The following is a 23,459-nucleotide window of genomic DNA, read 5'->3' as shown; positions in this document are numbered from 1 at the left end:
CAGGTGGCCTTTCTGCAGAATTTGGAAGATGACCTTGTTGTTCTTCTGTCTGTCGTTTGTTTAAATCTAAAAATCTAACGAACTATTTTGTGTCGTCTCTTTCAGAAAAAATATTTATGAGTTGGTTATATACTTTCGGGATTCATTTGTTTTCTTTTGTACTTTGGCTGGTAAGTCCATTTAATGAAAAGGCACGTCTGTTAAGAGAAGGACGGAAAAGTGTACTTGAAAAGCTCAAAGAACTTAATGGCGATTCTGTTGTATGGGTTCATTGTGCTTCTCTGGGTGAATTTGAGCAGGGGCGTCCTGTTATCGAAGCCTTGAAAAGTAAACATCCCGGGAAGAAAATTTTGCTGACTTTCTTTTCGCCCTCAGGCTATGAGGTGCGGAAAAATTATGATCAGGCTGATGTGGTTTGTTATTTGCCTGCTGATACCCCCCGAAATGCTCGTTGGTTTGTTAAATTGGCTAACCCGGAGGTGGCCATTTTTATTAAATATGAATTCTGGCCCAATTTCTTTAGGTCATTGAGACAGTCCAGCGTTCCGGTTTATAGTGCTTCATCCATTTTTCGAAAGGATCAGATCTTCTTCAAATGGTATGGTTCCTGGTTTCGTAAGACTCTTTCGATGGTCCGGAAATTCTATGTCCAGGATAAGGAATCCGGAGAATTGCTCGATTCTATCGGTATAAATGCCTATAAGGTGGTTGGCGATACCCGCTTTGACCGTGTTACTTCAATTGTAAACTCTGCCAGGGATGTGCTTTTGGCTGAGTTGTTTGCTGCAGGTTCAGAATTTGTTATTGTTGCCGGTAGTACCTGGCCTGCCGACGAAGATATCCTTATTCAGTACATCAATCAGACGCCGGAGCATGTTAAATTGATTATTGCTCCTCATGAGGTGCATGAGTCGCATGTTCAGCAAATTGTGAGTAAGTTGTCTGTGTCATTCTTCAGATATACAGAGGGTGAAAAGGCAGATTCTTCATCGGCTAAAGTGATGATTGTGGATACCATAGGGTTGTTGTCGGCCATATACAGATATGGGCATGTAGCATATATTGGGGGTGGATTTGGGAAAGGCATTCACAATACCCTTGAAGCCGCAACTTATGGAATTCCTGTTCTGTTTGGGCCGCGATATCATAAGTTTAAGGAGGCTAAAGACCTGGTAGCCCGTAATGGCGGATTCTCCATTGAGGGTTACAAGCAGTTTTATCCCCTTGTGGAAAAAATTAGAAATGATTTTCAAAAGCGAAAAGAATATGGAGAAGCTGCCGGTGAATATGTTTCTTCCATGTGTGGTGCCACTGCAGTCATAATGAAAGAGGTTTTCTCTTAATTGTCTGTCCATAAAGTATCACTTGCTGCGTTATACTTGCCACCAAAATACTCATCCCGAAGCATCCCTTAGGTTTGCAATAGGCACTTTCTGATCAGACACATGGCTAAAAACATATTTAACTTACCTTATAGATAGGCTCTAATTAGTTTAATCAATACTTCATTAAACTTGGCTGTAGTTTAAAATGGCGATTTTATTGAATTCCACCAATGCCTTCCTGGCGGTAAGCAGGGCAGACAGGGGGGCAAATTTAAATAACCCCGGGCACACCTGCCAGGGGTGAATATATGGATATGATTAGTTTTTGAATGAGGCCAACATCTTATAACCCACTACAATATCCGGAATAGTTGGCCTCTTATCAGGAACGTACAAGAAACATCGAACACTTGAAAAGCCCCCTCATACAGAAGAACCTCCCCGTCGCTGAAAGCGGCGAATCCGAATAACCCTCCCGAATTTGTCGGGACAGGCTCTGGCGAAAGTCCCGGGGATTGGATGCACTATCTCCCCCTAAGATCCCTGATAAGGGGGCAACATCCTCCAGCTCTTTTGCAGGTCGAGCTCTTTGCATCTTGATCCCTGTCAGTTAACTTAATCAATCAGGAAAAAGGTATCATCGATCTTAATTCAACTCTCTTCGATCAACCTACCGTATTCATCCAGGAAGCTCTCGCTTTCCGAATTAGTTGGCCCCTTTCAGGGACCCGGTGCCGCGAGCATGTTTAACCCCGGGACAGTTGCCCCGGGGTTATTTTAGTTCGCCCCCTGCCTCCCGGCAGGCAAGCTTATCAGGGACTTGATGGATTAGCCCTATTTGTGTCATTCACAAGGTACGTAATTTATAGAAAGAACCTAATTGTTAATATCATCGCAAAACTAAACTACAGCCTTAAACTTTTGTAAAAGGCTACAAATCATTTTATTGAAACCATCCCTGATTCATTTTTGACGATTTCTTGTGAAAATATTCCGGGTTTTTAATAGCGATACTTCGTTAAGTTTCTGTAATAATTTGTCAATCAGTTTTTTGCGATTATGCAGATGATTGCTTTAAAGCCCCGGCTATTAGTATAGTATGGTTCGGCTTACATCTCACCTGACTGCCGTCAGGCAGGTATTTAAAAATCTAACGATCTATTTTAACAAGGTGTTGAAAGTTTTCCAAAAAATGGAAAATGGCATTGCTTTTCCGCTGACGGATTGTTAAAAAGTGTTTCCACACACCTGTTGGCTAGTCTGCCTCAGTGGGTTTGAAAATTCCAATTTCTGGATTGAAAATTATCTTAAAGTTCATAAAGATTTTCTTTTTGGAAAACTTTTTGATTTTTTCAAAAAATCAAAAACCATTAAATCAGTTTATTGGAGTTTTAAAATGGACAACTTTTGGCGTTGTTGATAAAAAATAGTTGCCCTGAACAAAAAGCTTTCCTAACTTGCAGTCATCTACAAGCGAGGATTAAAAATTATTAAATACCATTTTTTCAGACCTTTAAAAAAAACGATCATCATGGCAGAAGCAGAAGTCAATCTTCAAACCAAGGTGCATGGCGAAAAAACCTTCACACATGAGGATGCTTACCAAAAAGCCCTGGAGTATTTCAATGGCGACGAACTTGCAGCCCGCGTTTGGGTGAATAAGTATGCGCTCAAAGATTCCAATGGATATCTTTATGAGCTTACACCCGACGAGATGCATTGGCGTTTGGCCCGTGAAGTGGCCAGAATCGAAAAGAAATACCCGAATCCAATGTCGGAAGAGGAGCTTTACGGGCTTTTTCGGGGGTTTAAGTACATTGTACCTCAAGGTGGCCCTATGGCCGGGATTGGCAATGCTTATCAGGTTGCATCGCTGTCCAATTGCTTTGTAATTGGTGATGCCGGTCCATCCGATTCTTACGGGGGCATTATGAAAGTAGATCAGGAGCAGGTGCAGTTGATGAAACGGCGTGGTGGTGTTGGACATGATTTGTCCCATATTCGCCCTAAGGGGTCACCGGTGAAGAATTCTGCTCTCACCTCTACCGGAATAGTTCCTTTTATGGAGCGCTTTTCCAACTCTACACGTGAAGTGGCTCAGGATGGCCGCCGCGGTGCACTTATGTTGAGCGTTTCGGTTAAGCATCCCGATTCCGAGAAGTTTGTTGATGCCAAAATGGAAGAGGGTAAAGTAACAGGTGCCAATGTTTCTGTCAAGATAGATGATGAATTCATGAGGGCGGTTGTTGATGGTACCGAGTATCAGCAACAATATCCTGTGGATGCTGCTGACCCCAAAATGAAAAAGAATATTAATGCCCGCCAACTGTGGGAAAAGGTGGTGCATAATGCCTGGAAATCTGCCGAGCCGGGAATTCTTTTTTGGGATACCATTATCCGCGAATCGGTGCCTGATAGTTATGCCGATCTTGGATATCGCACAATGAGTACCAATCCCTGTGGTGAAATTCCACTTTGTCCTTATGACAGCTGTCGTCTGATTGCCGTTAATCTTTACTCATACGTTGACAATCCATTTACTGAAAATGCCAGTTTCAATTTTGATTTGTTTAAGCAACATGCCGGTCATGCGCAACGCATTATGGATGACATTATAGACCTGGAGCTGGAAAAGATAGATGGCATTCTGGAGAAAATTATTGCCGATCCGGAAGATGAAGAGATTAAGCGGGTTGAGAAAAATCTTTGGCTCAACATACGCAAAAAAGCTGAAGAAGGCCGTCGTACCGGTATTGGTATTACAGGAGAAGGCGATATGCTGGCCGCCCTGGGACTCAGATACGGGAGCGACATTGCTACTGAATTTTCTGTTGAGGTACATAAAACTCTGGCGACTTCTGCCTATAAATCATCTGTAGGGCTTGCAAAGGAGAGAGGTGCTTTCCCGGTGTTCGACGCAGAGAAAGAAAAAGAAAATCCTTTTATTCAGCGACTGGCCGAAGCGGATCCTGAGATGTATGAGGAGATGAAAAAGCATGGCCGCCGTAATATTGCCCTGCTGACCATTGCTCCAACCGGTACCACCAGCCTGATGACGCAAACCTCAAGCGGAATAGAACCTGTCTTTTTGCCTGTTTACAAGCGTCGCCGTAAGGTGAATCCCAATGACCCTGAAGTACGTGTTGATTTTGTTGACGAGGTAGGGGACAGTTGGGAAGAATACATCGTATTCCACCATAAGTTTGTGACCTGGATGAAGGCTAATAAAATCGATACAACTAAGAATTATACCCAGGCTGAACTGGATAAGTTAATTGAAAAGTCACCTTACTATAAAGCTACTTCAAATGATGTGGACTGGATGAGTAAAGTGCGTATGCAAGGGCAGGTTCAGAAGTGGGTAGACCACTCCATCAGTGTTACTATTAACCTGCCTTCTACAGCTACTGAAGAGCTGGTTGGACAACTTTATGTGGAGGCTTGGAAGAGCGGTTGTAAAGGGGTTACTGTCTATCGTGACGGTTCCAGAGCCGGAGTGTTGTTGAATAATTCTGAAAAGAAAGAAGAAGAAGGTGGTAAATTCCCCAAAAAGCGGCCTGAAACTCTGGAGGCTGATGTTGTACGTTTCCAGAATAATAAAGAGAAATGGATTGCTTTTGTTGGCTTGCTGGAAGGCCGTCCTTATGAGATTTTTACCGGTTTGGCTGATGATGAGGATGGTATCTTGTTGCCTAAATCTGTGCAGAAAGGTTATATTATAAAGAGCCGTGACAGCGACGGAACTTCTCGTTATGATTTTCAGTATGTGAATAAACGGGGCTATAAAACCACCATTGAAGGTTTGTCCTTCAAGTTTAATAAGGAATTCTGGAATTATGCCAAGCTTATTTCGGGTGTTCTTCGTCACGGTATGCAGATCGAAGATTCCATTCATTTGGTGTCCGGATTGCAGCTTGACAATGAGAATATTAATAACTGGAAAAACGGCGTTGAGCGGGCCCTGAAAAAATATATCCCCAATGGAACCAAAGCCAAAAAAGGACATTGCGAAAACTGTGGATCAGATGAATTGATTTATCAGGAAGGCTGTCTGATTTGTCAAAGCTGTGGTTCTTCCAAGTGTGGGTGATTTGAATTTGCCATTTTGTAACAAAAAGGCCTGTTGGATTTTTCTGACAGGCTTTTTTTATTCTGACTCTAAACATTCTAAAAACCATTGACGTTTTCTATCTTTGCGCCGGAAAACAGAAAATAAATAAAAATTAAAAATATGGGTTCACAGAATTCAGTCCGCGTACGTTTTGCTCCCAGTCCTACGGGACCATTGCACATGGGAGGAGTAAGAACAGCTCTGTTCAATTATCTCTTTGCACGACAGAAGAAGGGTGCTTTTGTACTTCGAATTGAAGATACAGATCAGACAAGATATGTAAAAGGTGCCGAGAATTATATTATTGAATCGTTGAGGTGGTGCGGACTTGAATTTGATGAAGGACCTGTTCAGGGGGGAGCATTTGGCCCTTACAGGCAAAGTGAGCGGAAGGAGCAGTATCGTGAGTTCGCTGATTTGCTGGTTGAAAAAGGACATGCCTATTATGCTTTTGATACTGCTGAGGACCTTGATAAAGCAAGGAAAGAGGCAGAATCACAAGGACAAACATTTTCTTATGGTACGGGAAGTCGCCTGTCTATGAGCAACTCATTGTCGCTTTCGGATGAGGAAGTAAAGCAAAAACTCGAAGCAGGAGAACCTTCTGTGATTCGTTTTAAGATGCCCGATGAGGTTGTTGATGTTGAGGATGAGGATATGATTCGCGGTAAAGTGTCTTTTAAAACATCTGATCTGGATGATAAGGTTCTGTTTAAGGCAGATGGTATGCCCACCTATCACCTGGCCAATGTTGTGGACGATCATTTGATGGAGATCACCCATGTTATCCGTGGTGAAGAGTGGTTGCCCTCTATGCCGTTGCACGTTTTGCTTTATAAGGCCTTTGGATGGGATAAGCCGGTTTTTGCGCACTTGCCACTGATTCTGAAGCCTCAGGGAAAAGGAAAACTGAGCAAACGGGATGGGGACAAGCTTGGATTCCCGGTATTTCCGCTCAAGTGGACTGACCCCGAAAGTGGTGAGGTTGCTGCCGGTTACCGTGAAGACGGCTACTTTCCTGACGCTTTTATAAATATGTTGGCACTGTTGGGGTGGAATCCCGGAACAGAGCAGGAACTCTTTTCCAAAGAGGAATTGATTGATGCCTTTTCTTTTGATCGTGTAAATAAGGCCGGAGCGCGTTTTGATCCTGAAAAAGCCAGATGGTTTAATCATCAATACCTGATGAAAAGATCTGACGAAGAGTTGGCCGGATTGTTTGGGCCGTTTTTGATAGAGAAAGGGATAACGCCTCCTGCCGTCGATTTCCTGTCACGCATTGTGGCATTGGTGAAAGAGCGGGTGAGCTTTGTTCATGAATTATGGGATCAGTCTTTCTTTTTCTTCGTCGCACCTGAATCATACGATTCCAAAGTTGCCAAAAAGCGCTGGAAAGGAGATGTACCTGCATTCATGGGTAAACTGGCAGTGTTCTTTAAAGACTGGAATGGCGAGTGGAAAGCCGAAGCCTTGAAAGAAGAGGTTTCTTCAATGATCAAGGCCGGTGAGTTGAACTTTGGGGCAGTAATGAATTCATTGCGTCTGGCAATGGTTGGCGGAAGTTTTGGACCCGATTTGTTTACCATTATCGAAATGCTGGGGCAGGATGAGGTGGTTTCCCGGATTGAGAAGGCTGTTGATGAGCTTGGAGGCTAATAAAGAGCAATGAGCATGGGGGCAGGCCTAAATGCAGCGTCTGGTATCCTGATGTGAGGTGTTGCTTTTATGACAAAGCAATACCCCCATTTCCTGTTTTTATATGCCTGATATGGTTCAGAAAACTATAAAAATCTAATCATCTGTTAATGGATATTGAACGATTAAAACAACTGTTGAATACCCCATTGCCGGGGGAAAAGGCCCAGGAGATAATGGCTCCGGAGGTGCGTCATCCAGGGCCCTGGGGATCGGGTCCTGAGAATGCCCGGTTCAGCAGTGTTTTAATTTTGTTCTACCCCAAAAACGGGCAGTGGTATTTGCCTTTGATTCAGCGCCCGTTATACAATGGGGCGCATAGTGGTCAAATTAGTTTTCCCGGGGGAAAGCAGGAAGAGCAGGATGCCGGTTTTTTGGAAACAGCATTGCGGGAAACGCATGAGGAAATAGGTGTCGAACCTGCCAGGGTAATTCATCTCGGAGCCTTAACCCGGCTTTACATACCCAAAAGCAATTTCTTTGTTTATCCCCAGGTGGGCTGGATGCATGGGGCCCCTTCTTTTATTCCTGATCCCATGGAGGTAGATGAGGTGATTGAAGTGTCACTGGATGAGCTTTTGGATGAAAGTTGCGTCAGGACCTTCACTTACCAGTCAGGTGGTCTTAATGTATCTGCCCCTTATTTTGGTGTTAGTGGCAAAAGAATATGGGGTGCTACAGCCATGATTCTTAGCGAAATTCTTGAGGTAATCCGCCGGCTTTAGCAACTTACTGTAAACAGGGGCTGCTGAAATAGTCTTGCACTTATTAACTTTTCGGTGTGATTTAACTTTTTGATAGTTACTCAAGTGTGGGTTTTTTTGGCCCGTCCTGAATATGTCGTCAATATTATTGGTGTTTCCGGCGCATCTTCCTACTCCATTACATTTTTGTAATGATCGTATCGCTCCAGTATTTCGGTAACGTAATGGAATGGTTCTTCTCCACGACAATAACCATATTTTACAACCGGGTCGTTGTAATATTTGGGCTCCGATTTGTGAAGCAGATAATACGCTACATTGTCCTCCCACTTGTATGGATCTTCTCCATACTTTTCAGCAAGGTTCATGGCATCCAGTACGTGCCCGAGACCAACATTGTAGGAAGCCAGAACAAACTTGATGCGTTCCCTGGGATCGGTAATCCTGTTTTTCAGACGTTCATCGAGCCATTGTAAGAGCTCGATTCCTCCGCGGATATTCTGTCGGGGTTCTTCCGGATTGGTAACCCCGAATCTCCCGGCGGTGGAGGGCATCAGCTGCATCAGTCCCTTGGCCCCGGCCCAGCTTTCAACTTTGGGCAAAAATCTGGATTCCTGATAGATCAGGCTGGCAATGAGACGCCAGTCCCAGTTAAACTTCTCACTCTCTTCCCTGATCATATCGTCATAATCCGATACCTGACCACCTTTTATAGAGTGAAAACCTTCGTCCACAAGATGTATAGAACGCTTGTTTAAGTAATATTTTTGATAAATATTGCTGTATTGTTTGGTCTTTTTGAAGCTGATCAGCCAGTTGTTGATGACGTTTAGAAGATCAGGAGAATTTTTTCTGACCGCCCAGGATAGTTTTTGCGGGAAACTAATGGCGGTTTCCACATCCAGGTTTGGATAGTAATTGAGGTTAACCCTTGCAAGATTTTCATCGCAAACGGTGTATTTTATTTCACCCTGGGCTACCAGACCAATCAGCTGTTCTACTTCATAGTCGGCAATTTCAACAATGTTGATGCTGTCACCAATTTCCTGTGCCAGATTTCTAAGTCTTGTGGCATAGGCAGATTCCTTCTGCACATATACAGTTTTACCTGCCAGATTGAGTTGATTTCTAATCAGTTTGTTGTATTCCCGCTGATGGGCCTCTCCATTATCAGGAGCATAGCGTTGCTGGATGAGAACCTGCCGGCTGTAGCTGTGGGGTTCTGAAAAGGCGACACCGTTATCCCTCTCGAGCGTGGCTGCCAGGTTGCTGGCTATGATATCAATTTTTCCGGTCTGTAGATTTTTGAAATTGGTTGTCAGGTCATTGTTGACCGTGACATCGAGTTTAAGTCCCATGTAATTTGCGAACTCCTGAAGAAGTTCAAGCTGATAACCCATAGGTGTTCCTTTGTAAACAAAGTAATTGGTAGAGTTGTAGTTGGTAACAACCCTGACGATGCCTTCTTCTTTTATATCGGCCAGATCCCGTTCCGCAAGTTTTACAGTTTTCTCTTTAGCAGAGTCCGGTTTTTCAGTAAGGCACCCGGTGAACCCGAGCAGGGAAATCATCAAAAAAAGAGTAGAAATTTTTCTCATATATTCTTTTTTCCGACCTCCCGGCAATAACTGTGCCTGCTGACAGATTGACTGACAACCGAAGGTCATAACAGGCAGTAAAGATACTAATTTGTTGGTTGGCAGGCAAAAACTACCAGTGTCAAGTCAAGTGTAGAATGTCGGGTAAGCCGCCGCTATTTTTCACCTTGTGCCAATCAACAAAAAAGTAAGCATAGCCTTAGCTACGTGAATCTTTTTTTTGAGAAGCACAAGGTAGAAAGAGCAAGGCTTGGGCCGTCAGACTATGCTTGACCTGACACTAATCGTAGAAGTTCCAGGAAACACCAAACCTGAGCCCTCCCGGATTGATGGGATAGCCTATGGTGTGGAAATAATTATTGTCAGGATATCCTTGATTTATGTGGTCATATTTTACAAAAATATTGGCACGTTTCAGGTGAAAATTGACGAATGGATTAATAACCGGATAGTTGCCAACTTTTCTTTGGCGTTGAATGAAAAACTGTCCGGTTGCCGGCATGAAATCGGGTGCGTAATAGGCTGTGTGGTAGCGTAAATCAAACCCAATCTGGAAAAAGAGCACCTGAAACAGGGTGTTTTCGAAATAATTGGAGCTGAAAACAGAGACCTCCGGCAGGGGTACGATTTCATCATTACTGGTGATTTGATAAACAATTTCGTTGCGACTGTGCAAATTCCAAAGTTGGAAGTGCTTTTTGAGTTTCACCTGGATGAGTTTCAGAAAGGCACTGGTTTGTTCGGGGAGCGCTTCCTGATTCCAAAATACATAATCATCTATGAGACGTATCTCACCTGTCAGGTTAAGCCGCTGTGTGGGTATGAAGATTCCACCTTGTACTTTTATGGTTTTTGTCGGATCAAATCGCTTGTTCCACTCAAAATGGTTGCTGTAATATTTCTCAGTAAAAAAACCGGGTGATGTAAGGTAAACACCGCCTCTGGCAAAAAACCCGGCTGTGTCTTTACGAATGCGGAACTGGCTTCTCAGTCCGCCTGTTATTTCACTGTCTCCGGCTTTGTGTCCCTGAAACCAAATACGCAAGCCACCATCAAAAAAGAAATTGTTACCTCTGTTTTTGAATAACTGACCGCCAATGGCCGTGGCACTTCGTTGCTCATTGTCCTTCCGGTAAATGTAATCGGTGGTATCAGTCCCGGCTTCATTCAAAACGGGGGTGGAAGGGGCCGGCCATTTTAGTCTTTCCCACTCATTCATCAGGTAAACCCTCATTCCAAAACGCAAGAAGGGGTTGGCCTCCTCATTGAATTTGAGTTGAATGGTGTTGCGTATGGTGTTGTGATAAGTGGTGTCTTTGGTTTGGGTCGGATCAATTAATATTTGTGAATAAAAGGGGGCAATTTCAGTTCCCTGCTGATAATAGCTTTGCAGCTCATCAATCTTGTAGGCCCGCCTGTACCGGTTCAGTTCGAAGGTGTGGCTGGCAGTGGCAAGCGGTGTGGTTCCTTCTGTAGAGTCGTTAACCTGAATATTGACTTTACCGATGTCCAGTTTTTGATTAATGAAAAGCTTATAATTATCAATTCGGGTAGAGGCTGTGGTAAAGTTAACCGGGATGTATTCAGGTCCGTCGTATTCGTTATCCTGAGGATTCAGGATTTCGTTGTCTGTAATGATACCCCCATTTTTAAACTGATCTGCCTTACCATAAAAAAAGGATCCATGCAATGAATATTTTTCCCCGGAATAAGATGAGAAGAAGCGGAAAAAACGATCTTCAACTTTCTGTGCCTGGTATTTCCCAACGGATGAAATGAGTTTGTAATTAAATCCAAAATTTAAATCCTCATTTACATTTTGTGTGAAGATTACTCCTACATGCTCTTCACTCCTGTTTTTGGGCCCGCTATGCTGGTAATACAGGTTGGTGTATGGAGTTCTGGTATTGTAATATCGCCATTTGTCAGGATCTGTAAACCAGTAGTCGAGGTTTTCAACAAATAAAAACCGGGGTTTAACTTCAAAATCTTCAAGAACTACTGATTTGGCCGGAGCACCAAGATTACCGGTATAGGCATTTACAATAGATCTTTGATATACGGGATTGTAAATTTGAAATCCTGTTGAAAGTGTATCAACCGCAATGGTATCTGACAAACTGTAATCGTCCGCCAGATGCCATGTCTTTACTTCCCGTGGGATGAATGGTGTCTGACTCCCTTCTTCCTGATCCTGATTGTTGTCCATGTCCATTCCCCGCTGCATTCCCGGACGTTGTCCACCGGGGCCGTTGCCGCCCATCCGGTTTCCTATTTGTTGAAACTGGGCAACAGAGGATAAAGAAAAGACCAATAATAAAGTATGTAAGAGCCAAAATTTTCTCATTCCAGTATATTTTCTTTAACGTTGCTTTTGGTGTATAAATGAGCCCCTAAAGATGAACGTTAAATTTGGTGGCAAAGATATTGAAAAATAAAATGCGGGAAAGCTTATGCCAAAAACAACCATATATTTGTATAGTAATTATCAAATGTCAAGTCCATATGCAAACTCTGCTCTCTTTGCCCGAAAATTTGGTTGCCTCTTTTAATGAAATTGAAAAAAGTAAGGGGCGCCAATATTATGTTGACTGCGATCCGGAAGGTGAAAAAGTCGGGTCGGGCGGCGGCACCGCCTGGCTTCTTTCACGCCATTTCGCTGAATCGGGCTTTTCGGATTTTGACGATTATCTGAAATCTGAAAATAAAATTATTATTCATGCGGGTGGTCAAAGCCGCAGGCTTCCTGCCTATGCACCTCTGGGTAAAGTTTTAACCCCTGTGCCGGTTTTTCGCTGGAGCAGAGGTCAAAGTCTTGATCAGAATCTTTTGGATTTGCAACTGCCTCTTTACGAAAGGTTAATGGATATTGCCCCCAAGGGTAATCATACACTTATCGCCAGTGGTGATGTGCTGATCCGGTACAACAAACTTCCTGCCGAACTTCCACAAGCGGATGTGATTTGTCTCGGAATTTGGGTCGATCCTCATCTTGCTTCCCGGCACGGAGTGTTTTTCACCCCCCGCAATAATCCTGCGCAGCTCGATTTTATGCTGCAAAAGCCATCCCATCAGAAAATTGAGGAGCTTACGGATTCTCATCTTTTTATGATGGACATCGGGGTGTGGATACTGAGTGACCGTGCGGTAAATACTTTGATGAATAATTGCAGCTGGAGTGGAATTCATTTTCAGAATGGAAAGCCCTCTTTTTATGATTTGTACAGCTCGTTTGGCACTTGTCTTGGAAATAACCCGGTTAATCAATCGACCTCAATTAATGATTTGTCGGTAGCCATTGTTCCTCTCGAAAAGGGGGAGTTTTATCATTTCGGAACCAGTGAGGAGTTGATTACTTCAACAGAAAGGATTCAAAACACCGTAAAAGATCGTCGCGCAATATTGCATAATCGTGTTAAACCACATCCATCTGTTTTTGTGCAAAATGCCAGGACAGGCATCAAATGGGACGACTCTCATCACCACATATGGATTGAAAACAGCATTGTGCCAGAGTTATGGGAATTGTCCAATCACCATGTTCTTACCGGAATTCCTGAAAACAGGTGGAGTTTAAAGCTTTCTGAAGGTATCTGCGTCGATGTTGTTCCTGTTGGGGAAAAACAATTATGCCTCAGGCCCTATCATATCGATGACAAATTTTCCGGAGAGGCCGGAGACGATCAGACCCGCTGGTTGGGGGTTTCTTTGAAGCAATGGATGGCAGATCGTGGCATTAGTTTATCTGATGCAGGTATTGATTCTGCAGAAGATGTTCAGAATGTCCGGCTCTTTCCGGTGCTGGAGCAGGAACAGTTGACTGAAGATCTGGTGAACTGGATGATAACCAATGATGATGAGGGTAATAAATTCTCGAAATTATGGACGTCACTTCCACGTCTGTCGGCTTCAGGCATTAGTCAAAAGACCAACCTCCACAGGATGTTTCAGCAGCGTTCTGAATTCCGGAAACAAAACATTGCAGCTCTCTTACACAACTACAAGCACAGTGTTTTTTATCAGTCGGATTTAAGTCGCCTGGCGGGAGATTTTGTTGATGGAAAACTGGAATTCCCAAATGAGTTGCCAAAATCGGAATCGCCGTATATTCGTTTTAGAAATCATATGCTCAGGGCTCAAATAGAAAGACTTTCGGGAAAAAACGGAGGGAGCGAGTCTGACAAAGCGTTTGACGTTCTGAGGCGTGAGATAATGGAGTCTGTAAATCACCGGCAGGTACCTCGACTTAATGTTTTCAGAGATCAGATAGTATGGGGACGGAGTCCTGCCAGGTTGGATTTGGCAGGTGGCTGGAGCGATACTCCACCTTATTGCATGCAGACGGGAGGGCGTGTTCTGAATCTGGCGGTAAACCTTAACGGGCAGCCGCCGCTTCAGGTTTTTATCCGTTTGTCTGATAAACCCCATATTGTTTTGAGATCGGTTGATAATGGAGGTTTTGAGGTGGTAAGGACCTTTGCTGACCTGTCTTTAAAAGACAGTGTAGGGTCCGCTTTTTCTCTTCCAAAGGCTGCGCTTAGGCTGGCGGGGTTTCATCCCGATTTTTGCGGGGCAGCCTTTAATTCCCTAGAAGAGCAGCTGAAAAATTTTGGAGGTGGTTTTGAAATATCATTACTGGCAGCTATTCCCAAAGGGTCAGGGTTGGGAACCAGCTCTATTTTGGCGGCTACGATTCTTGGTGTATTGGCTGACTTTTGTGACCTTGGATGGGATAAACAAGCCATCGCTCATCGAACACTGGTGCTGGAACAAATGTTGACAACAGGCGGGGGGTGGCAGGATCAGTATGGCGGAATTTTCCCGGGTATTAAATTACTGGAAACTGAGCCTGGGATCCAATCTCAAATGAGCATTCGTTGGTTGCCTGATTTGTTGTTTACGCAATTGCCATATAAATCTAATTGGTTACTCTATTATACCGGGATAACCAGAGTTGCCAAGAATATTTTGGGCGAAATTGTAAGAGGAATGTTCCTGAATCAAGGAGACCGCCTTAGAGTTCTGGATGCTATAAAAGACCATGCTTTTGATGCATACGATGCACTTCAACAGTGCGATCTTGAAAAAACCGGGCGTATGATAAGACGGTCATGGGAGTTGAATAAAGCCCTTGATCCCGGTACCACCACTGCCGAAATCACCGCTCTTGTTGATCAAATTGATGATTTGACATATGGGTATAAGCTTCTTGGTGCAGGGGGTGGTGGATATTTACTTATGTGTGCAAAGGATGAGACAGCTGCCTCAAGAATAAGAGAAAGACTGATCGGAAATACTCCCAACTCAAAAGCCAGATTTGTTAACATGGAGCTGAATAATAAGGGACTCGAAATTTCACGATCTTAATGAATTTGATTTTTTAACGGTAAAATAAATTTAAAGAGATGGAAACTAAAATACCAATTGGAATTATTGAGTTGGAAGAAATGGAGTTTTATGCCTATCATGGTTGCTTTAAAGAAGAGAATGTGGTCGGTAACCGTTTTCTGGCCAATATTGCCATTAAAACAGATATGGGCAGGCCCATGCAAACAGATAAAATAGAAGATGCTCTCAATTACGTGAAAGTATATGAGCTTGTTCGAACAGAGATGCAACAAACCTCTAATTTGTTGGAGCATGTCACAGCCAGGATTATTGATTCTCTTTATCGTCATTTTCCTGAAATACAGTGGTGCAGGGTGAAAGTCTCCAAAATGAATCCACCCATGGGCGGACAAATGAAAAGGGTGAGTGTTACTCTTGAGAGGTGAGCATTGTTTAACGATGGGGGCATTAGGGGTTAATTATTAAGTTTTTAGATGGAATTTAGAAAGATCCGGTGTCTGTTATTGAAGAAAAATCACCTAACTATTGGGCGAAATCGAAATTATTCTTTACTTTTGCAACCGCATTTTTGACCAATAGATGGTCGGTTGGCCGAGTGGCTAGGTCCCGAAGCATCGGGACAAAACCATCTACGGCTGTTCAAAAAAAACAGGGTCGGTTGGCCGAGTGGCTAGGCAGTGGTCTGCAAAACCATCTACGGCGGTTCGAATCCGCCACCGACCTCACAAACACCAGTCTCAGATAAGGGGCTGGTTTTTTTGTTTATAAGGTTGTTGGTTTAACTAACTCAAAAAGTACCTCTGGGTGTAGTGACGGACAATGGAAAGTGGTTGCTGTTGCCTGTCCCTGACAGGGATTCAAACCCTTTTAGGGCTGCTATTCCGCCAGCTCAAAATACCATTAAGAAGGATTTTAATAATCAGGCCCGGTTTTTTTTGAAACCAATAAAAAACCGTTCGCTAACGAACACCAGGTATTCGAAAATGGGCAAAAGGCGATAGTTGTAAGTTGACTTAAGTTTCTTTGAATCATTGTTTTGGTTTTTGTGGCATATGCTTTGGAATAGAGCGGGCAGAAACAAAAACTAAAAACAGGAAATTATGAAACGAGTAAATTTAATTTCAGGCCTTATTATCTTAGTTATGATTTTCTCCGGTTCTTCTGCTATGGCGTCAGGAGATCCTGCTGATGTGTTAACAGGGAAATCTCTAACAGAATTAGGAGAATATCAAATTACCGAAATTGGAACAGAAGCAATAGGAAAGGAAAGCTTCAGAAAGTTTCGGGTGGAATATGAAAATGGACAATCACCTGTGACCATCCTTTTGAATGAGCGAAAAAGGTGTAATGATTTCATTGTACGGAGTAGTGTTATGGAAATCCAGTATGTTTGCCGAAAGTCAGGTTTTGGTGCAACAACCATAGGTAATAGCAACTACAGACAATTGCCTGAACAAACGAACCAAATGTTTCTTTCGCAGGAAGCTTTGCGAAACCAGAAAACAATTGTGAATAAAAAAGTATCTGTCGAAAATGCTTTAGGGTTAATTGCCTGCTACTATCCGCTTTTATTTGAAAATATTCAGAATATTGCGGCTCAGAAATAAATTGAGCTTATCTCCTTCGCATCTGTCTTATGCGGATAACTTGATGTCTTCTGCGAGTATAAAAGTATTAAGCAACAGGTTTATAGGAATACTTTCATAACTTGATTAAAATGGTTATTTTTGGAAAAGGCTGCCCTAAAAAGGCAGCCTTTTCTCAAAGTGCTGAATGACCAGACCCATCCTGTTTTTTCTTCTGACGTCTGCCTCTCAAACTTCTGCCTGGTGCAATGAGCCTTAATTTGTCGAACTATAGTGTTTGATGACTTTTATGTTTTTTCAAGGAAAGCTTTACAGTCACAGTGAACTACGGCGAAAAAGCTTAACGAAGAAAAAATAAAATAGAACAAGAATTAGTTTGGGAAAATACGATTCTTTGCACTAATAACATGCGACCGGTTTACCTGGGGCTTGCTGAGAAACAATTATGTGTCTACGCATCAGCACATTGAGGGTGCTTTAATAAAAATGAGGCTGCTGACTTTTTCAGGAGCCCCTACTTAAATCTTACCAGGTTGGCGTCGGGCGGTATCTGAAAGTTTGACAACTTATTGATAGTTTACTATTTAAAGGGTTTTTCCAATTATTTGTTTTTCTGCTGTTAAAAAATCTAACCATTCATTCCGAGTGTTTTAATAACCATCAAAAAGCGTTATTTTTGTTGTTTAGTTTTGAATAGAAAATTTGTATCCCTGAAACAGGGAGTGATCAAATAAAAGATATTAAAGTCTGATAATTATGAGCAGTACTACAGAAGGGGGTGCCCCTGCCGGCAAAGGCAATTTTATTCATCAGGAAATAGATAAAGACCTCGGTGAAGGTAAAAATGGTGGCGCAGTCTTAACGCGTTTTCCGCCTGAACCCAATGGTTATTTGCACATTGGGCATGCCAAGTCTATTTGTTTGAATTTTGGTTTGGCCGAAAAGTATAATGGTGGATGTAACCTCCGGTTTGATGATACCAACCCGGCCAAAGAAGAGGTTGAATATGTGGATTCCATCAAAAAAGATGTTCGCTGGTTAGGCTTTGAGTGGGAAGGAGAGGAACATTATGCATCAGATTATTTTGATCAGCTGTTTGAGTGGGCTGTAAAGCTTATTAAGGCCGGAAAAGCTTATGTTGACGATCAAGCTGCGGATGAAATTGCTGCTCAAAAAGGGACACCTACCAGGCCAGGAGTTGAGAGTACGTTCCGCGACCGAAGTGCGGAGGAGAACCTGGATCTTTTCATGCGCATGAAGAATGGGGAGTTCAAAGAGGGAGAACGGGTTTTAAGGGCTAAGATCGATATGGCCTCTGCTAATATGCATATGCGCGATCCCATTATGTACCGTGTCATTCATAAAGAGCACCACCGCACCGGTGATAAGTGGTGCATTTACCCAATGTACGACTTTACCCACGGACAGAGTGATTTTATTGAAGGCATTACGCACTCCATTTGTACCCTTGAGTTTGAAGTGCACCGCCCGTTATATAACTGGTTTCTGGAACAAATACTGGAGGGTGAACCGGAACCTGAACGTAAACCACGTCAGATAGAGTTTGCCCGCCTGAATATCAATTACACAGTAATGAGCAAACGGCGCTTGCTTGAATTGGTACAAAAAGGAATCGTAAGCGGATGGGATGATCCTCGGATGCCAACCATTTCAGGTCTGCGTCGGCGCGGGTATACCCCGGAATCGGTAAGGGCTTTTGCAGAACGCGTAGGAGTTGCCAAGCGTGATAATATCATTGATGTGGCATTGCTGGAGCATTGTGTTCGTGAAGATCTCAATAAAAGAGCTCCGCGTGTAAATGCGGTGATAGATCCGGTGAAATTGGTACTTACCAACTATCCCGAAGATCAGGTAGAGTGGATGGAAGCTATTAATAATCCTGAGGATGAAAGCCAGGGCAGCCGTAAAATTCCTTTTACTCGTGAGCTTTATATTGAGCGCAACGACTTTATGGAGGAACCTCCTAAGAAATTTTTCCGCCTTGGGCCCGGGCGTGAGGTTCGTTTGAAAAATGGATACATCATCCAGTGTGAAGATTTTAAGAAAAATGAGAATGGAGAGGTTGAAGAAATCTATTGTACTTATGACCCCCAAACACGAAGTGGCAGTGATACCAGTGGCAAAAAAGTGAAAGGAACCCTGCACTGGGTAAGTGCTACTCATAGTATTCCGGCTGAAGTTCGTCAATACGATCGCTTGTTTATGGACGAAGATCCGGCGGGTCATAAGGAAAAAGACTTTAAAGAATTCCTTAATCCTGAATCATTGAAAGTTTTGACCAAATGTCGTGTGGAACCATCACTGAAAGACGCCAAAGAGCTTGACTCTTTTCAGTTTCAGCGACTCGGTTATTTTTGCGTAGACCCGGATAGCACAGAAGACCATTTGGTTTTCAACCGTACGGTTCAGCTGCGTGATACCTGGGCCAAGATGAATAAGAAGAAATAATAACCTATTAGGTGCGGCGGATACCAATCCGCCGTTTTTTATTTGTGGGTTTACGCCTGGTATTGTTGGCTTAATGGTTTATCATAACTGATCTCTCAGTGCAATTAGATGATTCTCTTACCTGGGTTTAGTGCAAGGGAGAAAAGAATCATCTTATCACGTAAGACTTTTAAAACGCTGATGAAGACCTGAATAATCTGGTGTGATAATGAAGATGAAAGGTGTCAGCATCTTATTTCTTTTTTGGGAGCCAGGCTGTGAAGAAAACCTTTAGTGATGCGGCGCATATGGGCAAAAAGTAATTGGCTGCCAATAAGGAAGAAGGCATATCGGCCCGGGTTACCCTTTGCAACATATGCATAATGCTCGGCAAGAAAGGCCAAAACCGACGGTCGGTTGTTGATTTTTCGCAAATTGCGTATTCCCTGTCGGTGCGATATGCGTTTCTTTATTTTTATCCGGTTGAGATCAATTAAGGAAAATGAGAAATTCCCATTTTCGTTTTTAATGATTAACACATTTCCGGCGCTCATGTCCTCATGAAGTATTCCTTTGGGATGAATATCCAGAGCCATCCATTCTGCGTATTCCTTTAAAATTTGCTCCTGATCTTTCGGGTGTTTCCCGTTGAGCACATCTGATAGTGTGAAATGATGGTTGTTGAAAATTGATATATAATAGTTTTGGCGGATGATGGCCCATTTCCCTTTGACAATTATATAACCAAGTGGTTGAGGCGTATCAATCCCTTTCCGGAGAAGTTTTTTGGCAATTTCATAGGATCTCTGAGCTTTGGTTTTTCGAAAGCATGAATACATCATACGATTGAAAATTGTCACTTTCTTAAAGGCTTTTACACAAAGTCGGAACTCTCCGTAATCAAATATTTTTATTTCATTACGTCCTTTTTTCAAGGTTATACCTTCTTTCTCAAAAAAAATTGGAAGGTTTTTAAGGAAATGTCCTAATCCGGGGAGGCGTGATTCAATTTTTATTGTTTGCATGAGCTGTAATATTTGATGTGTAGAATGGGATTTCAAATTTCGGATTATTGATCGTTATCTTTTCGGATTAATCAATCAACCGCCGAAAACTGCAGATGGTCATACTATAACTCAGGTTGAAGTGATGCTGATTAGCAGGCGGGATTTAATGAAGCCCCGTTTGTGGGAATAAAAAACCGGAAAACACAACCTTTAAGTGTTTTCCGGTTAAAAAGGAAATAGACTTCATACAAAAACAAACATTCGTTTTATTGCACTACTGACATGTTGTTTTAATTTTCATGTTGCCTTCTTCTTCTAAAAGAAACAGGCTTCATTGTATGAGTTCTATATAAAGATATGGTTTAAGAAATTGCTGAGTGAAAAAAAAATCTCCAATTATGAAAAGAGGAGGATGAGTTGCCCCTTTAGGGGGATGAACCGGTTGGTTTTATTATTGATTCAACCATTGTTTAACCTGTGAGGCTTTGTCTCTGCTCACAATTACTTTACGGGCGGGATTTAGATTAGGCAGCAGTTTTATGAATAATTTGCTGCCAAAATAATGCTCCACTTTTTCTATTGCATCAATGTTAATGATGAACTGTCGGTTAACCCTGAAAAAAACTTCCGGATTTAATTCTTTTTCCAGATCGCCGAGGGTGACATCCACAATGTATTCTTTTTGTTTAAATGTTGTGGCCTGAGTCAGCTTTTCATCGACTGAAAAGAAGGCAATTTCGTCAACCGGTACTTGCTTGTAGCCATCTCCGCGCGATACCATCATTCGCTTACGGTATTTGTTTTGAAGGTTGCTCACCTCTTCAGCCAGTTTGCTGTAGTCGATAGAGGGGGCCAGATTGAACTGTTGGTTCATGATCTCAATCACCTTGTCAACTTTTTGAAAAACCTGTTTTAAGGCATCTGTTTTTATGGGTTTTAGCAAATAGGCAATGCTGTTTACATCAAAAGCTTCTATTGCATACTCGTCATAAGCCGTGGTGAAAATAATGCCTTTGTTGGTGACATCAACCTGCTCGAAAATGGAAAAGCAAACCCCATCGGCCAGTTGAATGTCCATAAAAATGAGAGCAGGTCCCGGATTTGACTTAATCCAGTCTACTGTGTCTGCTACAGTTCTCAGTTCTTCTTCAACATTCCATTCAGGACGGAGGGTTTCAACTTTTGTTCGCAAAGCCGCAGAAAGCAGAGGCTCGTCTTCTACTATTAATATTTTATAATCCATATCCTTGATTTTTGTCTATTAAAGGGATGGAGACCGTAAATGTATCACTGGCATTAATGATTTCTACCTGATCCTTTAAGGCAAGATACTCATATCTCTTTCTCAGATTGTCGAGACCTGTGTTGGTAGAATAAGTCGAGGTTTTGGGCTGATAGTTATTGGAAACCATTAACCGGTTGCCGGCCGTTGAAATTGAAATCGCCAGTGGCCTGGTTTCTGTGGCTATGTTGTGCTTGATGGCATTTTCAACAAGGTACTGTAAACTTAAAGGAGGCAGCAGTTTTGAGGTATCTTCTTCTGTTGTTTCCATGGCATAGCTGAAGCCGTCTCCAAGTCGCTCTTTGTGAAGGCCAAGATAGGATTGGATAAAAGTTGCTTCATCCCGAAGGGTTACCAGTTTGTGTTTTGAACTTTTTAGAACGTAGCGGTAAACATCCGTGAAATTTTCAGTAAAAGAGAGCGCTTTTTGAGGATTATCTGGTATGATAGCCATTAAGGTACTAAGGTTGTTAAAAAGAAAATGAGGATTGAGCTGATCCTGAAGGGCAAAATAGTCCATTTTTAACTTTTCCTGACGCAGCTTTTCATTCTCAAGAATAAAAAACCTGAGTGTTTTATGGTAGTTTGACGCAATGAGAGCAAAAACGTAAATGGTAATGAATAATACCAGGATGGTGAGTCCCAGCACAAAGTCAACTTGTTCTCCCGGTTTATGATTGATGTCAAAATAAGGCCGTGCCAGGGTGGCCAATACTCCGGTAATCCCCAGCCAAAGCAGGGCGAAAACTAAAAGGGAGGCCACTCTTTTTCTTAAAGCTTCGTGCCATGGATACTTTCTTGCAATCAGTGAATCAAAGATGAAGATGCCCTCACTTAGAAATACAAATACCAAAATGCTGAAAAATACCCCCGGAATCTTTACTTCATCCAGGGTTGTATTCTGATTGATGATCACTATGAGAAACGTGAAAAACACAGATGCCAGAATTTCAGCGATGAGCCGCTTGTATAAAGCAATTTTTTTTGGCATCTGATCTTTGTCAAAACATGAATGATATTTGAGGTTTCTTTTGGTCATTCAACATGGCTTTAATTGGTAACTCCAAGCTTTCCTGTGGCTTTCATCCAGGATGCTTTAAAAATCTGATAATCCGACCTGGCCTGCACCAGAGAGGCCCGCGCTCTTTGATGGGCTGCCTGTGCGTTGAGCAGGTCGGTAATGGTATTTAATCCCGCATTATAGCTAATCTCAACCTCAGAGAGTGATTCAGTGGCTTCGGCCAGATTCCTCCGGGCCAACTGGATTTTCTCGGTACTTTCCTCAAGCTTCAGACGGGTCTGACTGATTTCGAGATTGACCAGCTCTCTGGTATTTTGGAGCTCTAATTTAGCCATTTGTTGGCTGATTTCGGCTTTTTGAGTTTTGTGTTTTTTCTCCCGCCAGTGAATTATGGGGATAGACAGGCTGGCGCCGGCGTTGAGTTGCCATGAACCGGGGGAAATGTCAGGAGCTTCCAGATAGCCGTAGCTTACCTGGGCTCCGATCTGTGGAAGATAATCGGCACGTGTGAGTTTTTTCTCCATTCTTGCCAGATCAACCCTATTCTTCAGAATTTTTATTTCAGGACGGTTGCCGGCCCCCTCATCGGAGGTGTTATTCTTGTTTCTTGTCTTTTTTTGCGTGAGTATCGGCTCCTGGGAGGCAACAATTGCCTCATCAAGAGGGCGACCTATTGTTTGGGCAAGATTCATCTGTAATAACCTTATGGCATTTTTGACTTCAATGGCAGTGACTTCCGCTTCATTTTTCTTTACCCTCACCTGCAAAATTTCACTTTTAGGAATCAGGCCCAGATCATAACTGGCTTGCAATTGCTCTTCCAGAGAGTCCAGAGCTTCGGTGTAACGGTCAACCACTTTTTTCTGTTCCTGCATGGCCACCAGGTTCCAGTAAGCTTTATCGGTTTGTAAAATGATCTCGGCGTTTTGTTTAACCTGGGCATTTTTGGCAATTTCCACCCCTTTTTGAGCCATTTTATTGGAAAGTCTCACTTTTCCTCCGGCATAAATCGCTTGCTGTGCCGTTATCTGAGCCTGGTAAAGTTCCAGGCTTTCACGATCAAATCCAAATTGCTTTAGTTCCTCCAGATTGGGGATATACATGGCACTTCCGCTACCATCGATCGATGGTAGATAGGCGGTTCCGGCTTCTTTTACGGAGGCCTCAGCTTTTTTTACCTGAAGCCCCGATGACTGAATTTGCTTGTTGTTGGCCAATGCCTCGTTTCTGCACTTCTCAAGCGTTAGCGGGGTCTGGGCAAATCCCGATCCTGATAATAAAATCGTGACCAGTGATATATATATTGTATTTTTCAGCATCATTTCTAATCAAT

Annotated in this window: 14 protein-coding genes and 1 tRNA gene; 9 read left to right on the top strand and 6 right to left on the bottom strand. The window is 42.8% G+C overall.

The window, feature by feature from the left end; genetic code table 11:
- The first annotated feature begins 116 nt into the window (after positions 1-116).
- From DDZ16_RS18045 to DDZ16_RS18030, 4 genes are all read left to right on the top strand, one after another.
- Positions 117-1,343 carry a 3-deoxy-D-manno-octulosonic acid transferase gene (locus DDZ16_RS18045; RefSeq protein ID WP_109265882.1) on the top strand — a complete coding sequence of 409 codons (1,227 nt, stop codon included), beginning with the start codon at positions 117-119 and terminating at the stop codon, positions 1,341-1,343.
- Positions 1,344-2,856: 1,513 nt separating this feature from the next.
- Positions 2,857-5,415: an adenosylcobalamin-dependent ribonucleoside-diphosphate reductase gene (locus tag DDZ16_RS18040; protein ID WP_109265881.1), complete on the top strand. Its 2,559-nt coding sequence runs from the start codon at positions 2,857-2,859 to the stop codon at positions 5,413-5,415.
- Positions 5,416-5,556: 141 nt separating this feature from the next.
- Complete coding sequence (gene gltX / locus DDZ16_RS18035; RefSeq protein ID WP_109265880.1) at positions 5,557-7,092, top strand: glutamate--tRNA ligase; 1,536 nt, start codon at positions 5,557-5,559, stop codon at positions 7,090-7,092.
- A gap of 149 nt (positions 7,093-7,241) precedes the next feature.
- On the top strand, positions 7,242-7,856 hold the full coding sequence (locus tag DDZ16_RS18030; protein ID WP_109265879.1) for an NUDIX hydrolase: 615 nt from the start codon (positions 7,242-7,244) through the stop codon (positions 7,854-7,856).
- Between the two features lie 149 nt (positions 7,857-8,005).
- On the opposite strand, the gene DDZ16_RS18025 is transcribed toward DDZ16_RS18030, so the two are convergent.
- Positions 8,006-9,433: an MltF family protein gene (locus DDZ16_RS18025; RefSeq protein ID WP_109265878.1), complete on the bottom strand. Its 1,428-nt coding sequence runs from the start codon at positions 9,431-9,433 to the stop codon at positions 8,006-8,008.
- 280 nt (positions 9,434-9,713) lie between these two features.
- Complete coding sequence (locus tag DDZ16_RS18020; RefSeq protein ID WP_109265877.1) at positions 9,714-11,780, bottom strand: putative porin; 2,067 nt, start codon at positions 11,778-11,780, stop codon at positions 9,714-9,716.
- Positions 11,781-11,872: 92 nt separating this feature from the next.
- On the opposite strand from DDZ16_RS18020, the gene DDZ16_RS18015 reads away from it, so the two are divergent.
- The 5 genes from DDZ16_RS18015 to DDZ16_RS17990 all read left to right on the top strand — a co-directional run bounded on the left by DDZ16_RS18015 (position 11,873) and on the right by DDZ16_RS17990 (position 18,837).
- Complete coding sequence (locus DDZ16_RS18015; protein ID WP_109265876.1) at positions 11,873-14,800, top strand: bifunctional fucokinase/fucose-1-phosphate guanylyltransferase; 2,928 nt, start codon at positions 11,873-11,875, stop codon at positions 14,798-14,800.
- A gap of 38 nt (positions 14,801-14,838) precedes the next feature.
- Complete coding sequence (gene folB, locus DDZ16_RS18010; protein ID WP_109265875.1) at positions 14,839-15,207, top strand: dihydroneopterin aldolase; 369 nt, start codon at positions 14,839-14,841, stop codon at positions 15,205-15,207.
- Positions 15,208-15,434: 227 nt separating this feature from the next.
- Positions 15,435-15,505, top strand: a tRNA-Cys gene (locus DDZ16_RS18005).
- Between the two features lie 377 nt (positions 15,506-15,882).
- Positions 15,883-16,389, top strand: coding sequence for a hypothetical protein (locus DDZ16_RS17995; RefSeq protein ID WP_109265873.1), 507 nt, complete (start codon positions 15,883-15,885; stop codon positions 16,387-16,389).
- 735 nt (positions 16,390-17,124) lie between these two features.
- Positions 17,125-18,837: a glutamine--tRNA ligase/YqeY domain fusion protein gene (locus DDZ16_RS17990; protein ID WP_109265872.1), complete on the top strand. Its 1,713-nt coding sequence runs from the start codon at positions 17,125-17,127 to the stop codon at positions 18,835-18,837.
- A gap of 224 nt (positions 18,838-19,061) precedes the next feature.
- On the opposite strand, the gene DDZ16_RS17985 is transcribed toward DDZ16_RS17990, so the two are convergent.
- The 4 genes from DDZ16_RS17985 to DDZ16_RS17970 all read right to left on the bottom strand — a co-directional run bounded on the left by DDZ16_RS17985 (position 19,062) and on the right by DDZ16_RS17970 (position 23,448).
- On the bottom strand, positions 19,062-19,841 hold the full coding sequence (locus tag DDZ16_RS17985; protein ID WP_109265871.1) for a lipopolysaccharide kinase InaA family protein: 780 nt from the start codon (positions 19,839-19,841) through the stop codon (positions 19,062-19,064).
- A 433-nt stretch (positions 19,842-20,274) separates the two neighbouring features.
- Positions 20,275-21,066: a LytR/AlgR family response regulator transcription factor gene (locus DDZ16_RS17980; RefSeq protein ID WP_109265870.1), complete on the bottom strand. Its 792-nt coding sequence runs from the start codon at positions 21,064-21,066 to the stop codon at positions 20,275-20,277.
- On the bottom strand, positions 21,056-22,144 hold the full coding sequence (locus DDZ16_RS17975) for a sensor histidine kinase (protein WP_109265869.1): 1,089 nt from the start codon (positions 22,142-22,144) through the stop codon (positions 21,056-21,058). Before DDZ16_RS17975 ends, DDZ16_RS17980 begins: the two co-directional genes overlap by 11 nt.
- Positions 22,145-22,155: 11 nt before the next feature.
- Positions 22,156-23,448 carry a TolC family protein gene (locus DDZ16_RS17970; protein ID WP_232526809.1) on the bottom strand — a complete coding sequence of 431 codons (1,293 nt, stop codon included), beginning with the start codon at positions 23,446-23,448 and terminating at the stop codon, positions 22,156-22,158.
- Positions 23,449-23,459: the final 11 nt, after the last annotated feature.

The organism is Marinilabilia rubra, assembly GCF_003121985.1.
Taxonomy (GTDB): Bacteria; Bacteroidota; Bacteroidia; order Bacteroidales; family Marinilabiliaceae; genus Marinilabilia; species Marinilabilia rubra.
Note: the sequence above shows the minus strand (reverse complement) of the source record. Positions and strands in the feature narration are given on the sequence as shown.

Excerpts from the sequence above, each read along its gene's own strand:
- DDZ16_RS18045 (WP_109265882.1), top strand. The coding sequence starts at position 117 with ATGAGTTGGTTATATACTTTCGGGATTCATTTGTTTTCTTTTGTACTT.
- DDZ16_RS18040 (WP_109265881.1), top strand. The coding sequence starts at position 2,857 with ATGGCAGAAGCAGAAGTCAATCTTCAAACCAAGGTGCATGGCGAAAAA.
- gltX (WP_109265880.1), top strand. The coding sequence starts at position 5,557 with ATGGGTTCACAGAATTCAGTCCGCGTACGTTTTGCTCCCAGTCCTACG.
- DDZ16_RS18030 (WP_109265879.1), top strand. The coding sequence starts at position 7,242 with ATGGATATTGAACGATTAAAACAACTGTTGAATACCCCATTGCCGGGG.
- DDZ16_RS18025 (WP_109265878.1), bottom strand. The coding sequence starts at position 9,433 with ATGAGAAAAATTTCTACTCTTTTTTTGATGATTTCCCTGCTCGGGTTC.
- DDZ16_RS18020 (WP_109265877.1), bottom strand. The coding sequence starts at position 11,780 with ATGAGAAAATTTTGGCTCTTACATACTTTATTATTGGTCTTTTCTTTA.
- DDZ16_RS18015 (WP_109265876.1), top strand. The coding sequence starts at position 11,873 with ATGCGGGAAAGCTTATGCCAAAAACAACCATATATTTGTATAGTAATT.
- folB (WP_109265875.1), top strand. The coding sequence starts at position 14,839 with ATGGAAACTAAAATACCAATTGGAATTATTGAGTTGGAAGAAATGGAG.
- DDZ16_RS17995 (WP_109265873.1), top strand. The coding sequence starts at position 15,883 with ATGAAACGAGTAAATTTAATTTCAGGCCTTATTATCTTAGTTATGATT.
- DDZ16_RS17990 (WP_109265872.1), top strand. The coding sequence starts at position 17,125 with ATGAGCAGTACTACAGAAGGGGGTGCCCCTGCCGGCAAAGGCAATTTT.
- DDZ16_RS17985 (WP_109265871.1), bottom strand. The coding sequence starts at position 19,841 with ATGCAAACAATAAAAATTGAATCACGCCTCCCCGGATTAGGACATTTC.
- DDZ16_RS17980 (WP_109265870.1), bottom strand. The coding sequence starts at position 21,066 with ATGGATTATAAAATATTAATAGTAGAAGACGAGCCTCTGCTTTCTGCG.
- DDZ16_RS17975 (WP_109265869.1), bottom strand. The coding sequence starts at position 22,144 with ATGACCAAAAGAAACCTCAAATATCATTCATGTTTTGACAAAGATCAG.
- DDZ16_RS17970 (WP_232526809.1), bottom strand. The coding sequence starts at position 23,448 with ATGATGCTGAAAAATACAATATATATATCACTGGTCACGATTTTATTA.